Below are 13969 nucleotides of genomic sequence, written 5' to 3'. Positions count from 1 at the left end.
ATTCGTCGCCAGCGTCTTCACTGGCTTTGACGAGCTTCTTGGTGCCGGACAATTTGACCCGAACCGGTTTGTCACCCCAGATTCCTTCGAGTTGGTAGTAGGCTCTAAGCATGGGCTGCAGGATATGAACCACAATATCGCCGCAATCCACTAGAACCCATTCACCCGTCTCCAGGCCCTCGATTGAGATCACTTCGCCCCCTTTTTCAAGAACCTTTTCTTTGACCGAGAGAGCCAAAGAACGGGTCTGGCGATTGCTGCTGCCAGTGGCAATGATCACGCGATCAAATAGTTCGCTAAGCTTGCTACTATCGTAGACACGAATATCTTGTGCTTTGACATCCTCGAGGGCGTCGATGATGGTGCGCTGTAGTTTTTTAATATCCATATGGCTTTTTGCTCATCTTACCTTGGATTGATAAAGGCCTTTTTCTAAAATAATGTTCCAGACCGATTCTGGCAACCATTGTTGAATGGCATCAGCGCTGGGGTGATGTGCCAGTAAAGGTCGAAGACTGCTCGATGCCAGATCAATGGAGAGTTCTTCATCTAAATAAATCAGGCCGCAGGGGCGTTGACAAAGCTCCTGAGTACTTCTGGTTTGATGATCTTGATAATGGGCCAATAGGGGTGGATGGTCTTGAAGTTGGATCGCAATCCGATAGGGAGGGCGACTTGCTACTGCCAGATGAATGTAATGCATTAAGTCGCGCCAATCATTCCAGGTGTAGAGCTGCAAAAAGCTATCGGCACCCATGAGCCAAATTAAAGCTGTTTGCTCACCATGAAGCCGTCGCAGAGCTTTGGCACTATCAATCGTATAGCTGGGCCCAGCCCGATCAATTTCCATGGTATTTACGCTGACTTGAGTGCTGAGTCCAAGTTGTTGGAGCTCGATCTTTAGGACCTCAGCGGCTGCAAGCGTCATGGCATAGCGATCAATCGCAGGGGTGATGTGCGCACCCTTTTGCCATGGCTCACCGCTGGGTAGCCACATGAGCTCATCGAGCTTTAGACGTTTAGCAAAATGCGCGGCAAGATGAATGTGGCCCCAATGCGGCGGGTCAAATGTGCCCCCTAGGATACCGATGGTTTTATTCAAGAATGATTCGCCTTAAACCTCAGATAGCCAATCGCGTGGCTTGAGATAGCGCTCATAGAGGCGAGCTTCCGGTGTCCCTGCTTGGGGCTGCCAGTTGTATTTCCAGGTGACAACAGGTGGCATGGACATGAGGATGGATTCCGAGCGCCCACCCGATTGAAGACCAAAGATAGTTCCTCGATCAAAGATGAGGTTGTATTCCACATAGCGACCCCGGCGGTATTCTTGAAAATCACGCTCTGCCTGGGTATAGGGCTCTTGATAACGGCGCTCAAGAATTGGTAAATATGCTTCGATGAATGCGTCTCCCACGGAGCGCATCATGGCAAAACTTCTCTCAAATCCCAACTCATTGAAGTCGTCAAAGAAAATACCGCCAATGCCACGCGGCTCGTCCCGATGCTTGAGATAAAAATATTCATCGCACCATTTCTTAAAGCGTGGATACAAGTCAGCACCAAATGGATCAAGAGCATTTTTGGCGGTTTGATGAAAATGCTTACAGTCTTCATCTACTCCGTAGTAGGGGGTTAGATCAAAGCCACCACCAAACCACCAGACCGGATCTTGATTAGGAGCTTGAGCAATAAAACAGCGCACATTCATATGCGTTGTAGGCGCCTTGGGATTGCGTGGATGGAACACCAAGGAAACACCCATGGCTTCAAAAGTGCGTCCAGCAATCTCAGGACGATTTTGGGTGGCTGCCGGTGGTAATTGTTGGCCGCTCACGTGCGAGAACCCAACCCCGCCTTTTTCAAGGACGTTGCCATTCTCTAGAATGCAGGTTCGCCCTGAGCCCTGTAACTTACTATCTTTGGGTTTTTCCCAGGCATCCGTCACAAACAGTTTGCCATCCACCTTGCTAGTTGCACTAGTAATGCGGTCTTGTAAATCTAATAAATAATGTTTAACAGCCTGAGTATCAATTGTTGCTGCCATTCAATGTCCTTACCTTTTCTTACTTAATCGCTCGAAAGCCGATATCGCTGCGGTACTGCATACCATCAAAATGAATCTGGTCAATCGCAGAATACGCCTTTTGTTGTGCCCCTTTGACAGTATCTGCCAACCCAACAACGCACAATACTCGTCCACCCGAGCTACGAAGCACACCATCTTGGATTTTGGTGCCCGCATGAAAGATGATTTGGTCATTGGTTTCTGCGGGGATTCCAGTAATTGCATCGCCTGTTTTAGGATTTTCGGGGTAGTTGGCCGCTGCCAATACCACTCCAAGGGCAATGCGCCGATCCCAAGTTAGTTCGACCTCATTTAGTTTGCCATCGATCGCTTTATCTAAAGCAGGTACCAAATCGCTCTCAAGACGAGCCATGATCGGTTGGGTTTCGGGATCGCCCATGCGGCAATTGAACTCCAGGGTTTTAATTTGACCATTAGGCTGGATCATCAGACCTGCATAGAGAAAACCAGTGTAAGGAATTCCGTCAGCGCGCATCCCCTCAACGGTTGGCATGATCACCTCACGCATGGCACGAGCATGCACTTCGGGGGTTACCACTGGGGCCGGCGAGTAGGCACCCATGCCACCAGTATTAGGACCTTGGTCACCATCAAGTAAACGCTTGTGGTCTTGGCTGCTAGCAAGTGGTAAAACATTCTTGCCATCGACTAAAACAATAAAGCTGGCTTCTTCCCCCGTAATAAATTCTTCAATCACAACCCGTGCTCCTGCATCGCCAAGCTTGTTGTCTGAGAGCATCATGTCAACCGCCATATGTGCTTCGGCCAGGCTCATGGCAACCACCACTCCTTTACCCGCAGCAAGACCGTCAGCTTTGATCACAATCGGCGCACCTTTTTGATCAATATAGTCATGCGCTGCTAGGGCATTCGTAAAGGTTTGATAATCGGCCGTTGGAATGCCATGGCGCTTCATGAATGCCTTGGAGAAGTCTTTGGAGGATTCTAGTTGTGCTGCCAATTGGGTTGGACCAAAAATCCGCAAGCCCTGATTGCGAAAGACATCCACAATTCCTGCAGCCAATGGCGCTTCAGGCCCCACGACGGTTAAGCCAATTTGCTCACGTTTTGCGAACGCGGCAAGCTCTTCGAGATCCGAGATCGGTAAATTTTCAATACCGGCGGTTTTTTGATTCGCTGTGCCTCCATTACCAGGCGCCACGAATACTTTTTGTACTTTCGGTGAGCGAGCGAGTTTCCAAGCCAAGGCATGTTCGCGACCGCCAGAGCCAATTAATAAAACTTTCATAATGAACCTTTTCTCCTCATCTCATAGATTGGCATTGGTATAAACCGCTTGGACGTCATCTAAATTTTCGAGCGCATCTAATAGTTTTTGCATCGATTCAGTTTGCTCTGGATTGAGATCGACCTCGGTCGAGGGGCGCATCGTCACCTCGGCTAACTCGGGTTTTAAACCCGCCGCTTCTAAAGCGTTACGGACATTGGTGAATTCAAAGGGATCCGTGATGATCTCGAGCGATCCATCCTCATGCGTAATTACATCCTCCGCACCGGCTTCAAGCGCTAACTCGAGTAGTTGCTCTTCATTGGTTCCAGGAGCAAAGAGCAGTTGCCCGCAGTGTTTGAATAAAAAAGCGACGGAGCCTTCTGTGCCCATATTGCCCCCGTGCTTTGAGAAGGCATGGCGAACCTCGGCAACAGTGCGGGTGCGATTGTCCGTCATCGCATCGACAATCACTGCGGCACCATTAATACCGTAACCCTCATACCGAATCTCTTCGTAGTCAACGCCATCGGCAGCGCCCGTTCCGCGCGCAATCGCACGTTGCACATTGTCGTTGGGCATATTGGCATCTTTGGCTTTGTCGATTGCGAGGCGCAAACGCGGATTTGCGCTGAGATCACCTCCGCCTAAGCGGGCAGCAACAGTAATCTCTTTGATGAGTTTGGTCCAAATCTTGCCACGCTTTTCGTCCTGGCGGCCCTTACGGTGTTGAATATTGGCCCATTTTGAATGACCCGCCATGGTGGCAATCCTTCTTAGATGAATAAATGAATTTCGGCTTAGAACCGTAATTTTAGGCAAAATACGGGCTTGGCTTAAAAAAATGACACCCCAAGCATCGATTTCGATGAATTTGGAACAAGAATATTCAGGAGAAACCACATGTCAGTTATGCAAACAAAAGCAATTCGGATCGATGAAGTTGGACCACCTGAGGTCATGAAATACGTTGATGTTTCACTAGGCGAGCCAGGACCAGGCGAGGTTTTGATTGCACAAAAAGCATGTGGCCTGAACTACATTGATATTTATTTCCGATCAGGCTACTACCCCCAGCCATTACCAGGCGGTATTGGCATGGAAGCATCGGGCGTTATTGAGAAAGTTGGCCCAGGCGTGACACACCTCAAGGTGGGCGATCGCGTTGCCTATGCAGGTAGACCAACGGGGGCCTATGCGCAAGCTCGTATCATGCCCGCAGAGACGATTGTGCAGTTACCTGATGCGATTTCGTTTGAGACTGGCGCGGGAATGATGTTGCAAGGCCTCACAGTGCAGTACCTTCTAAACGATACCTATAAAGTGCAGCGCGGCGATACGGTTCTATTTCATGCGATTGCTGGGGGCGTTGGCTTAATTGCTCTGCAATGGTTAAAGGCGATTGGTGCCACCGTAATTGGTACGGTAGGTAGCCCTGAGAAAGCGGCGCTCGCAAAGTCATATGGCTGTGATCATGTGATTGAATACCGTACCGAAGATTTTGTAACACGCGTGAAAGAGATTACGAACGGTAAAGGCGTGGCAGTTGCCTATGACGCAGTCGGTAAAGATACCTTCATGAAGACCCTCGACTGTATCGCCCCACGGGGCATGGCGGTCAGCTTTGGCAATGCTTCTGGATCGGTTCCGCCGATCGATCTAGCCGTTTTGTCGAGCAAGGGATCGCTAAAGTTAACCCGACCCACACTAATGACCTATGTACACAATCGCTCATTGTTAGAGCCAATGGCCAAGGATTTATTTGAGCGCGTGACCCAGGGGCAAATTAAGATTGAGATTAAGCAACAATACCCTCTGGCAGACGCTGTGCAGGCGCACCGTGATCTGGAGGGACGCAAGACCACTGGCACGACGATCTTGATCCCTTAATCAGTCGATTTAGGAATTTTGGGTACGAGGCGATGAGATTGGTTAAAATCATCGTTTCGATTATTGCTGTTAATACAAAACATTAACGCACTAGCCTCGGTGATGGAATTGGTAGACGTGCCGGACTCAAAATCCGGTGCCGCAAGGCGTGTCGGTTCGAGTCCGACCCGAGGCACCATCAAATTTGATAATCGCTTGATTCGCTCGACATTGCCTGTTCTACGATTTTGCGTGTCAGCGTGGGTGAGAACAGCTCAATAAAGGTGAAGATAAACGAGCGCAGATAAGCGCCTTGTTTAATACCGATGTGCGTGACATTGGTGCCAAAGATGTGACCCACGGAGATGGATTTCAGTTGCCGATCGCGCTCGGGATCTAAGGCAACGCCCGCCACAATCCCAACCCCCATGCCATTCTCGACATAGGTTTTGATCACATCCGCATCAATCGCCTCCAAAATGATGTCGGGCGTGAGGTTGCGCTGCGCAAATGCTGCATCGATTTTGCTGCGCCCAGAGAATGCTTTTGCATAGGTGATGAGTGGATATTTAGTTAAGAGCTCTAAAGTGATGGACTCATGATTGAGTAAGGGGTGACCAGACGGCACAACCACCGCATGCTGCCATTGGTGACTCGGTAGGGCTAAGACCCCGGGGGTATTAGCAAGTCCCTCGGTCGCAATGGCTAGATCAGCACGATCCTCGAGTAGCATTTGGGCAATTTGACTGGGGTTACCCTGCAATAGACTAACGCGTACTTTTGGAAAACGCTTGGTAAATTCACTCAAGACTTTGGGTAAGGCATAGCGAGCTTGGGTGTGAGTCGTGGCAATCACAAAGCTACCTTGGTCTTGATTGGCGTAATCATTGCCAACACGTTTTAAGGTCTCCACTTCCTCTAATAAGCGCTCAATCGAGACCAAGATGCGTTTACCGGGCTCGGTTAACGAGCGAATGCGTTTGCCATGGCGTCGAAAGATTTCGACACCTAACTCATCTTCGAGTTCAATAATTGCTTTGGAGACTCCAGGCTGCGAGGTGAAGAGTGCCTTTGCAGCTGCGGTCAGATTAAAGTTCTGACGGACTACCTCGCGAACAAAGCGCAGTTGATGAAGATTCATTCGAACATACCCCTAAGCACGGGATACCCACTTAAGAGCTGCAATTGCTAGGATCAAATAAAGCAATGGTGGGAAGATTGCTGTAAATAGGGCGGGGAGTGCGCCAAGTAAGCCAACGCTCGAGAACAAAGTATTAAATAGCTGAAAACTCATACCCAGCATGATGCCACCAAAGACCTTAATGCCAACGCTCCCAGCCCGTACTTTCATGAAGGCAAAGGGTAGGGCGAGTGCAAGCATCACAAAGATGATGAAGGGGTAAACCACTTTTTTCCAAAAGGCAATCGCATGGCGCTGCGCATCTTGTTTGTTCTCTTGGAGGTGCAAAATAAATTGGCCTAAACTCATGATCGACATTTTTTCAGGGCTAATTAGCAGAACATTGAGGATCTGCGGGGTGACTTGTGACTCCAAGCTAAGTGTTGGAATACTTTTGGTCTGAGCGGTGTAGACCGCATCCAAGGGGTCGCCACCACGCTTCTCAATAAAGCGTGTTTCTGAAACATCATTGAGCTCCCAAACACCTTTATTATCAAAACGACCAGATGCGGCACTACGAATTGAGAGGAGACGGTAGTTGGGATCAAACTCATACATCCGAATTTGCCGAATTTGATCATCCGGATCAATTGAACCCACATTGACGTATCTCACACCAGCTTTAACGGGCCCCGCTCCGTCCTGATCGCGCAATTGATCTTTGAGCCAAACGCCAGACCGAAACTGTGAGCTGAAGGTTGAGCCTAACGCGTCCATCCGAATTCGTTCGGAAAGCCGTTCACTGTAGGGGCCCAAGCCTTCACTGATCGCTAGGGTCAGGATGACAATGGGTAGTGAGATCTTGGCGAGCGTAAAGAGACTGCGTTTGATATCTAAGCCTGCTACCCGGAAGATGGTGAACTCTGATTGACTCGCCATCATGGCAAACACATAAATACTACCGATTAAGCCAGCGATCGGAATAATTTCAACCATGCGGCTGGGCGCCTTGAGGAGCACATGGAGAAGCGCTAAAGGCAAGGTGTATTTAGAGTTGACTGATCCCAGTTCACTCAGAATGTCAAAAAATACAAAGAGTGCGAGCAGGGCAAAGAGAATGAAGCCAAAGCTCGCATAAATTTGCTTAGCAAAGTAGCGTTCATAAATTTTGGGAAAGAGCCAACTCATTTGCTTTGCCAGGCCCTTGGAAGTTGGCGTTGCCACCACTTTAAGGATGGATTGATACGGTTACGAATCAAAACAAAGGCTAAGCCAAATGCAAGTACATGAATCGGCCATAAGCCGACAAAGAAATCAACGCGTCCTTGCGCAACGTAATTTTGACTGAGATTTAAAAGGTTGCTGTACATCAGATAAATGAGGACGGCATAAAACATCGCCGTATAGTTACCTAAGCGGGGATTGACATAAGCCAAGGGAATAGCAATCAAGACCAAACCAAGGGCCATGATGGGTAGGCCGATACGCCAAAGCAGTTCACCAAAGTTGGCGCGCAGGATATTGGGATCGGTTTCTTGCATCAGCTCAATCACATTTTTTTCTCGATCCCGTGGCGGCGGCTTGGCCACTTCTTTACTTAAGATCTTGGTCTCGTACTCATCAAACTCTAAGATTCTGAAATTTGGCTGGGTCGGCTGGCCTTCATAACGGCGGCCTTTTAAGAGAACCACGTTTTTGTCACCGTTGGGCGTATTCTCGATATAGCCAGTGGCAGCAACTGCGACACTCAACTTTTGATTACGCGTATCGGCCACAAAGATATTCTTGACTTCCCCTTTATCAACATCAATCTCTTCAATGAAAAAGACCCGCTCAGCTTTGGCCGATTCTTTAAATTGACCTGCTGCAACCATGGACACATCATCGCGCTGTTGAAAACGCTGACTGATAACACTTGACTCACGATTTGCCCATGGCCAAACAAAGGCGGCCAATAGAGCAATGATGATGATGAGTGGAATCGCAAATCGCAGGATTGGACCAATTAAATTTGTAATGCTCAATCCACTTGCAAACCACACAATCATTTCGGAGTCTTTGTACCAACGGACCAAAACAATTAAAACCGCAATAAATAGTGAGACGGTCAATAGAACCGCAAAATAACCGAGGGTCGCGAGAGCGATTAGGACTAAAGCATCCTCGGGATTAACCGTTCCACTGGCCGCAAACCCCAAAATCCGGATTACGAGGGTGGTAATCATGATGGTGACCAAGACTAAAAACACAGCACCTGTGGTCATGCTGAGTTCGCGGCGGAGGGCTTGTTCAAAAATCATGGTGGCTGGATCTAATTCTGCGACTTTAATTCGGTCGGTGGATAATGTAAAAAAACCCCAAATGGTGAAAGATGATGACGATTCAATTTAGCACGAAAGTTCTTGCCGATATCGATTTTAAAAGCCCCAAGGGCGCTGCTGCGGTTTGTGGCTTAAGCAGCGATTGTTTGGTTTTAGCCTATCGCGCCGCGGAGCTCTCCCAGCTTCAGGCCCTTGATGATCTCCTCGGAGGAGCAATTTCAGAGGCACGCTCTGTAGGTGATTTGGATGGAAAAGCCGGAGTATGCACTTTATTACGCTCAACCCGGGCATGGGCCTTGAGTAAGGTGAAGCTGAAACGTGTTTTATTAGTGGGTCTTGGTGATAAAGAGTCCTTAGGGGATTTTGCCAACATTGCGCGCTCGACCCTTAAGGTATTGAGTGGCGGCTCTATCCAGTCAGTGCTTTGGCATACGTCTAGCTTTACTGGCAAGCAAAAAGCCAATCAAAGTCCTAATGCAATTGCCGAGCGGATTCGTTTACTAGCGCAAATTGTGGGAGATCAGGTTTATCGATTTGGAGCTCGACAAGAACAATATAAGACCAAGCCGCAAGAAAAAGCAGATACCTTAGCGCACTTCACCCTGCTGACCAATACCAAGCAAGCTGGGCTTCTGAAAACTGCAGTTCAGGAGGGATCGGCTTTGGTTGAGGGAATGAACCTCACGAAAGATTTGGGTAACTTGCCACCCAATGTTTGCACTCCAACGTTTTTGGCACAAACCGCACTGAATCTTCCTAAGAAGACCAAGTTAAAAGTCCAGGTTCTCAATCAGCAACAAATTGAAGCCTTAGGTATGGGTTCATTCTTAGCAGTTGCTAAGGGTTCAGAGACTCCTCCACAGTTCATCATCATGCGTCATGAGGGTGGGAAAGCAAATGAGGATCCGATCGTTTTGGTTGGCAAAGGCATCACCTTTGATACGGGCGGCATCTCATTGAAGCCTGGCGAAGCAATGGACGAAATGAAGTACGACATGTGTGGTGCAGCATCGGTATTTGGCACCATGTATGCCGTATCGTTGTTGGGATTAAAGAAGAATGTGATTGGTGTGGTGCCAACTTGTGAGAATATGCCATCGGGTCGCGCAACCCGTCCGGGCGATATTGTGAAGAGTATGTCAGGGCAGACCATCGAGGTTTTAAACACCGATGCCGAAGGCCGACTTATTCTCTGCGATGCGCTTACCTATGTAGAGCGCTATAAGCCTAAGGTTGTCATTGATGTCGCTACTTTGACAGGTGCTTGCATCATTGCATTAGGCCATGTGCATAGCGGTCTGTTCTCCGATGACGAAGCCCTCGTAAAAGCCTTGAATAAAGCTGGTCATCAATCCTTAGATACCGTCTGGCGTCTGCCGCTCGATGCAGCATATCACGAGCAATTGAAGTCAAACTTTGCGGACGTCGCAAATATTGGCGGACGACCTGCTGGAAGTGTGACCGCAGCTTGTTTCCTCTCGCGCTTTGCTGAAAAATTCCGATGGGCACATCTGGATATCGCTGGAACTGCATGGAAGAGCGGGGCGGCTAAAGGGGCAACAGGGAGACCAGTTCCCCTATTGCTCAATTTCTTGCTCGATCAATAAGCACCCATTAATAGCGCGAATGGCCAGAATTGATTTTCATAGTCATGTTTCGGACAAATTACAGTACTGCTGTCGTTTAAGCCGCAAAATTCTGGCCAGCTCTCATCCCCAGGGGTTGCCACGCACGATCGTGATTACTGGAAGTAAAAACGACCTCAACAATCTTGATGATTTATTGTGGACCTTCAGTAAAACTGACTTTTTACCTCATGCTTGGTTGCATCACGAGGGTGCCCACGAGACCCCGATTCTCCTGGTGGATCAGTTATCCGAGCTAGACCACCAAGCGCCAGCGCATCGGGATGTCTTGATTTACCTTCATGCACAAGCTCCACAAGGTCTTGATGCCTTGCTGGAACGCTTCCCTCGTTGGATTGAAGTGGTGACCACACAAGAGAATGAACTGAAGGCAGGGCGCGAGCGCTTTAAGGGTTATCGTGCCTTAGGCCATGAGCTTCATCATTTTGATCAAAGCAAAGCGGCGGCCTAATGTTGGTGCATCCCCAAATCGATCCAGTCGCACTGCAAATAGGCCCGTTGGCGATTCATTGGTATGGCCTGATGTACTTATGTGCATTTGCCCAATTTTTATTACTGGGACGACTGCGTGTTCGCCAAGAACCATATCAAGCGATGCGTTGGACCTTTAAAGATGTTGAAGATATTCTGTTTTGGGGAGTGGTGGGGGTGATTGTTGGGGGTCGCTTGGGTTATGTGCTCTTTTACATGCCCGGTTTTTATCTGCAAAACCCCCTCAGTATTTTTAAGCTCTGGGAAGGCGGAATGTCCTTCCATGGTGGGTTATTAGGAGTCCTAATCGCTTTGGCATGGTTTGCGAAGCGGCGCCAACTCTCATACTTTGTGATTACGGATTTTGTGGCGCCACTCGTGCCACTGGGACTTGCTTTTGGACGCCTTGGAAACTTTATTAATGGTGAGTTATGGGGACGTCCGAGCGATTGGCCGTGGGCGATGGTGTTTCCGATGGTGGACCAAGTGGCCCGCCATCCATCACAGTTGTATCAATTTGCAGGTGAAGGCCTTCTATTAGCTTTGGTATTGTGGCTCTATGCAAGTAAACCAAAACGCGTGGGGCAGGTATCCGGACTTTTCTTACTTGGATATGGGCTACTTCGTTTTCTGGCGGAGTTTGCTAGGGAGCCGGATGCGTTCTTGGGCTTACTTGGCTTGGGTTTATCCATGGGGCAGTGGCTATCGATGCCGATGATTGGTTTGGGAATCTACTTATTGCTGCGAACGCCGCGCCAATAAACCCTTTTGACTGAGTGATTTAAGCCCCTGTTACAAAATCTGGTTATGCTGTCAGCATGCTAGAGAAAATTGCCCAAACCCGTTACCTATCTCGAGCCAACAGTGCGGTTCGCCAGCTTATTTCTGAGCGGGGTGAATCAAACGCTGTCAGTATGGCCTTAGATGTGATTTCAAGCTACCGCAAGCTCAATGCCGATCACCGTTCTAAATTTTTTATGATGCTCGCTGAGCAATTCAATATTGATGCTGAGCTGTTGACGAAAGCGGCGCAAAGTTTTGCGGCAGATCCAAATGCAAGAAATTACATTCGCCTGCAGAAGATCTCTGAATCCCCTCGCCAAGAGCTTTTAAGGCGCCTCAATCGAGCTCCGGGTGGTACGGCTGCAGTCGTGGAAATGCGTCGCGATCTTTTGACCTTACTAAATAAGAAACCGGAGTTAATGGGCTTGGACTACGACATGCGACACCTCTTGTCGTCCTGGTTTAATCCTGGGTTTTTGAAGATGCACCGTGTTGACTGGAAGTCGCCGGCAGAGATTTTGGAGAAGATCATTGCCCACGAGGCCGTCCATGCCATTGATGGCTGGGATGATCTGCGCCGGCGTTTGCAACCCGATCGGCGTTGTTTTGCCTTTTTCCATCCCCAGCTACCGGATGAGCCCTTAATCTTCGTGGAAGTTGCTCTGCTTCCCGAGATTCCAGTTGCCATCATGCCTTTAGTGGATAAAAAATCTATCCCTGTAGAGCAAACCAACCAATTCAAAGTGGCTGCGTTTTACTCCATTAGTAACTGCGAGTCTGGACTGCGGGGGGTTTCGATGGGCAACTTCTTAATTAAGCGCGTTGCTGAGCAACTCCATGCCGAGTTCCCGGGATTAAAAACCTTTGTGACCCTATCACCGATTCCGGGCCTCATGGAGTGGATTACCGATGGAGCCCATTTGGGCGACCTGCCAAGCTCTGACAAAATGAAGCCGGCGATTCGTAAGGCCCGTGACGAGGCGCTTGAACTTTTGAAACTCAATGGTGCTAATTGGATGGATAAGCTAGGCAAGTCCTGGCATCCAGATCAATGCAGTGAGGACGAAAAGGCTGCCCTGATGGCTTTAACCGCGATTTATCTGACCGTGGTTACCCCAAGTCGGGACGGCAATCCTGTCGCTAAATTCCATCTAGGTAATGGTGCCAAGCTGCATCAAATTAATTGGGCGGGTGATTTGTCCAAAAATGGCCTGCGGCAATCCGCTGGTTTAATGGTGAATTATCTGTATGATCTGTCGAGCGTTGAAGAAAATCATGAGCGCTTCGTGAACGGCGATATTATTTATTCCTGTTCGGTTGGTAAGCTGATCAAAACATAAGCCTAATAAGTCCTGTATAAGACTTTTAGGGGTTTTGCCCTAGTTTTTGAAGTTCGATTTAGAATGATGTTCGCAATCGTTTTACCCTTTATAAGAATTGAAGAGGAGACAATAATGGCATTAATTCAGAAGAAAAAAATAGCAGGCCTCGTGCTTAGCTTACTAGCAGCAGTGGGTTTATCAAGCACCGCTCATGCGCAAGAGTGGCCAGTAAAAACCGTCACATTTTTGAACCCATTCCCAGCGGGTGGTGGCACGGATGCATTCGCCCGTCCTTTGGCTGCTCAGTTAACCGAGCAATTGGGTAAGCAGTTCATTATTGATAACCGTGGTGGTGCAGGTGGTACGGTAGGTGCATCGGTTGCAGCGAAAGCAGCACCAGATGGCTATACCTGGTTTATTGGCGCATCCCATCACACCATTGCTCCTTCCATGTACAAGAACTTGGACTATGACATTCAAAAGAGCTTCATTCCAGTTGCTCTTTTAGCCAGCGTTCCACAGGTATTGGTAGTAAACCCCAATCGTGTGAGTGCTCGTAACTTAAAAGACTTCATTGCTCTTATGAAGAAGAACCCTGGTAAATACAACTTTGCCAGCGCCGGTAGTGGCACAGTGCATCACTTAGCTGGTGAGTTATTTAAGATCCAAACAGGCACCTTCATTGTTCATATTCCTTATCGTGGTGCAGGTCCCGCAATGAGTGACCTCTTAGCTGGCCAGGTTGATTTGGAATTCGATGGCTTGGGAACATCCGCTCCACAAATTAATGCTGGTAAGTTGTTTGCGATCGCCGTTGCTTCTGAGAAGCGCAATCCAGCAATTCCAAATGTACCAACATTTGTAGAAGCTGGTTTGCCTGACTATCGCGTTTCGACTTGGTACGGTATGTTTGCTCCTGCTGGCACACCAAAGCCAATCATCGATAAGATGACAGCTGAGGTTCAAAAGGCTCTTAACTCACCAAAGTTGAAAGCGATTTGGGCTCAAAACGGTGCGGATAATCCAAATCTTTACGGAGAGGCATTTGGTAAGCAAGTTGCGTCTGACGTAACCCGTTGGGCTGAGGTTGTTAAGAAATCAGGCGCTAAGCTCGATTAATTTT

Annotated in this window: 13 protein-coding genes, 1 tRNA gene and 1 pseudogene; 7 read left to right on the top strand and 8 right to left on the bottom strand. The window is 48.6% G+C overall.

All coding sequences use genetic code 11. From position 1 onward, the window contains the following. Position 1: 1 nt before the first annotated feature. From rsfS to QUE62_RS07195, 5 genes and pseudogenes are all read right to left on the bottom strand, one after another. A pseudogene (rsfS, locus tag QUE62_RS07215) lies at positions 2-388 on the bottom strand (ribosome silencing factor); the annotation flags it as partial. A gap of 12 nt (positions 389-400) precedes the next feature. Beyond that, positions 401-1102 (bottom strand): nicotinate-nucleotide adenylyltransferase, encoded by a 702-nt coding sequence (locus tag QUE62_RS07210; RefSeq protein WP_286261293.1) that lies wholly within the window; start codon positions 1100-1102, stop codon positions 401-403. 12 nt (positions 1103-1114) lie between these two features. Further along, complete coding sequence (gene hemF / locus QUE62_RS07205; protein WP_286223397.1) at positions 1115-2044, bottom strand: oxygen-dependent coproporphyrinogen oxidase; 930 nt, start codon at positions 2042-2044, stop codon at positions 1115-1117. 19 nt (positions 2045-2063) lie between these two features. Beyond that, on the bottom strand, positions 2064-3335 hold the full coding sequence (gene purD, locus QUE62_RS07200) for a phosphoribosylamine--glycine ligase (RefSeq protein WP_286223396.1): 1272 nt from the start codon (positions 3333-3335) through the stop codon (positions 2064-2066). A 21-nt stretch (positions 3336-3356) separates the two neighbouring features. Further along, on the bottom strand, positions 3357-4076 hold the full coding sequence (locus QUE62_RS07195; protein WP_286223395.1) for a YebC/PmpR family DNA-binding transcriptional regulator: 720 nt from the start codon (positions 4074-4076) through the stop codon (positions 3357-3359). Between the two features lie 150 nt (positions 4077-4226). On the opposite strand from QUE62_RS07195, the gene QUE62_RS07190 reads away from it, so the two are divergent. Both QUE62_RS07190 and QUE62_RS07185 read left to right on the top strand, forming a co-directional pair. After that, complete coding sequence (locus QUE62_RS07190) at positions 4227-5204, top strand: quinone oxidoreductase family protein (protein WP_458574838.1); 978 nt, start codon at positions 4227-4229, stop codon at positions 5202-5204. A 93-nt stretch (positions 5205-5297) separates the two neighbouring features. Beyond that, positions 5298-5382: transfer RNA gene (locus QUE62_RS07185), tRNA-Leu, on the top strand. Here the strand turns inward: QUE62_RS07185 and QUE62_RS07180 are convergent. From QUE62_RS07180 to lptF, 3 genes are read right to left on the bottom strand one after another with little or no spacing between them, the layout of a single operon-like run. Beyond that, positions 5383-6324 carry a CysB family HTH-type transcriptional regulator gene (locus tag QUE62_RS07180; RefSeq protein ID WP_286223393.1) on the bottom strand — a complete coding sequence of 314 codons (942 nt, stop codon included), beginning with the start codon at positions 6322-6324 and terminating at the stop codon, positions 5383-5385. It abuts the tRNA gene before it with no gap. A gap of 12 nt (positions 6325-6336) precedes the next feature. Next, the gene (gene lptG / locus QUE62_RS07175) at positions 6337-7491 is read right to left on the bottom strand and encodes an LPS export ABC transporter permease LptG (RefSeq protein ID WP_286223392.1); all 1155 of its coding nucleotides are present in this window, start codon (positions 7489-7491) and stop codon (positions 6337-6339) included. Further along, positions 7488-8603, bottom strand: a complete 1116-nt coding sequence (lptF, locus tag QUE62_RS07170; protein ID WP_286223391.1) for an LPS export ABC transporter permease LptF — start codon at positions 8601-8603, stop codon at positions 7488-7490. The genes lptG and lptF overlap by 4 nt, the downstream gene beginning before the upstream one ends. Before the next feature lie 80 nt (positions 8604-8683). On the opposite strand from lptF, the gene QUE62_RS07165 reads away from it, so the two are divergent. The 5 genes from QUE62_RS07165 (at position 8684) to QUE62_RS07145 (ending at position 13965) form a co-directional block, all read left to right on the top strand. Beyond that, a complete protein-coding gene (locus tag QUE62_RS07165) occupies positions 8684-10231 on the top strand; it encodes a leucyl aminopeptidase (RefSeq protein ID WP_458574837.1) in 1548 nt (515 codons plus the stop codon). A gap of 19 nt (positions 10232-10250) precedes the next feature. After that, positions 10251-10721, top strand: a complete 471-nt coding sequence (locus QUE62_RS07160) for a DNA polymerase III subunit chi (RefSeq protein ID WP_286225125.1) — start codon at positions 10251-10253, stop codon at positions 10719-10721. Next, positions 10721-11503 carry a prolipoprotein diacylglyceryl transferase gene (gene lgt, locus QUE62_RS07155; RefSeq protein ID WP_286223389.1) on the top strand — a complete coding sequence of 261 codons (783 nt, stop codon included), beginning with the start codon at positions 10721-10723 and terminating at the stop codon, positions 11501-11503. Before QUE62_RS07160 ends, lgt begins: the two co-directional genes overlap by 1 nt. 56 nt (positions 11504-11559) lie before the next feature. Continuing rightward, entirely contained in the window at positions 11560-12864 is a 1305-nt protein-coding gene (locus QUE62_RS07150; RefSeq protein ID WP_286261289.1) for a malonyl-CoA decarboxylase, read from the top strand. A gap of 114 nt (positions 12865-12978) precedes the next feature. After that, entirely contained in the window at positions 12979-13965 is a 987-nt protein-coding gene (locus QUE62_RS07145) for a Bug family tripartite tricarboxylate transporter substrate binding protein (RefSeq protein ID WP_286223387.1), read from the top strand. Positions 13966-13969: the final 4 nt, after the last annotated feature.

The organism is Polynucleobacter sp. HIN9 (genome assembly GCF_030297635.1).
Lineage (GTDB): Bacteria > Pseudomonadota > Gammaproteobacteria > Burkholderiales > Burkholderiaceae > Polynucleobacter.
The sequence above is the reverse complement of the archived record's forward strand: the minus strand, read 5'-3'. Positions and strand labels throughout refer to the sequence as shown.

What these genes read in the sequence shown, in the direction of transcription:
- hemF (WP_286223397.1), bottom strand. Translation starts at nt 2,044, where the DNA reads ATGGCAGCAACAATTGATACTCAGGCTGTTAAACATTATTTATTAGAT.
- purD (WP_286223396.1), bottom strand. Translation starts at nt 3,335, where the DNA reads ATGAAAGTTTTATTAATTGGCTCTGGCGGTCGCGAACATGCCTTGGCT.
- QUE62_RS07195 (WP_286223395.1), bottom strand. Translation starts at nt 4,076, where the DNA reads ATGGCGGGTCATTCAAAATGGGCCAATATTCAACACCGTAAGGGCCGC.
- QUE62_RS07190 (WP_458574838.1), top strand. Translation starts at nt 4,227, where the DNA reads ATGCAAACAAAAGCAATTCGGATCGATGAAGTTGGACCACCTGAGGTC.
- QUE62_RS07180 (WP_286223393.1), bottom strand. Translation starts at nt 6,324, where the DNA reads ATGAATCTTCATCAACTGCGCTTTGTTCGCGAGGTAGTCCGTCAGAAC.
- lptG (WP_286223392.1), bottom strand. Translation starts at nt 7,491, where the DNA reads ATGAGTTGGCTCTTTCCCAAAATTTATGAACGCTACTTTGCTAAGCAA.
- lptF (WP_286223391.1), bottom strand. Translation starts at nt 8,603, where the DNA reads ATGATTTTTGAACAAGCCCTCCGCCGCGAACTCAGCATGACCACAGGT.
- QUE62_RS07160 (WP_286225125.1), top strand. Translation starts at nt 10,251, where the DNA reads ATGGCCAGAATTGATTTTCATAGTCATGTTTCGGACAAATTACAGTAC.
- lgt (WP_286223389.1), top strand. Translation starts at nt 10,721, where the DNA reads ATGTTGGTGCATCCCCAAATCGATCCAGTCGCACTGCAAATAGGCCCG.
- QUE62_RS07150 (WP_286261289.1), top strand. Translation starts at nt 11,560, where the DNA reads ATGCTAGAGAAAATTGCCCAAACCCGTTACCTATCTCGAGCCAACAGT.
- QUE62_RS07145 (WP_286223387.1), top strand. Translation starts at nt 12,979, where the DNA reads ATGGCATTAATTCAGAAGAAAAAAATAGCAGGCCTCGTGCTTAGCTTA.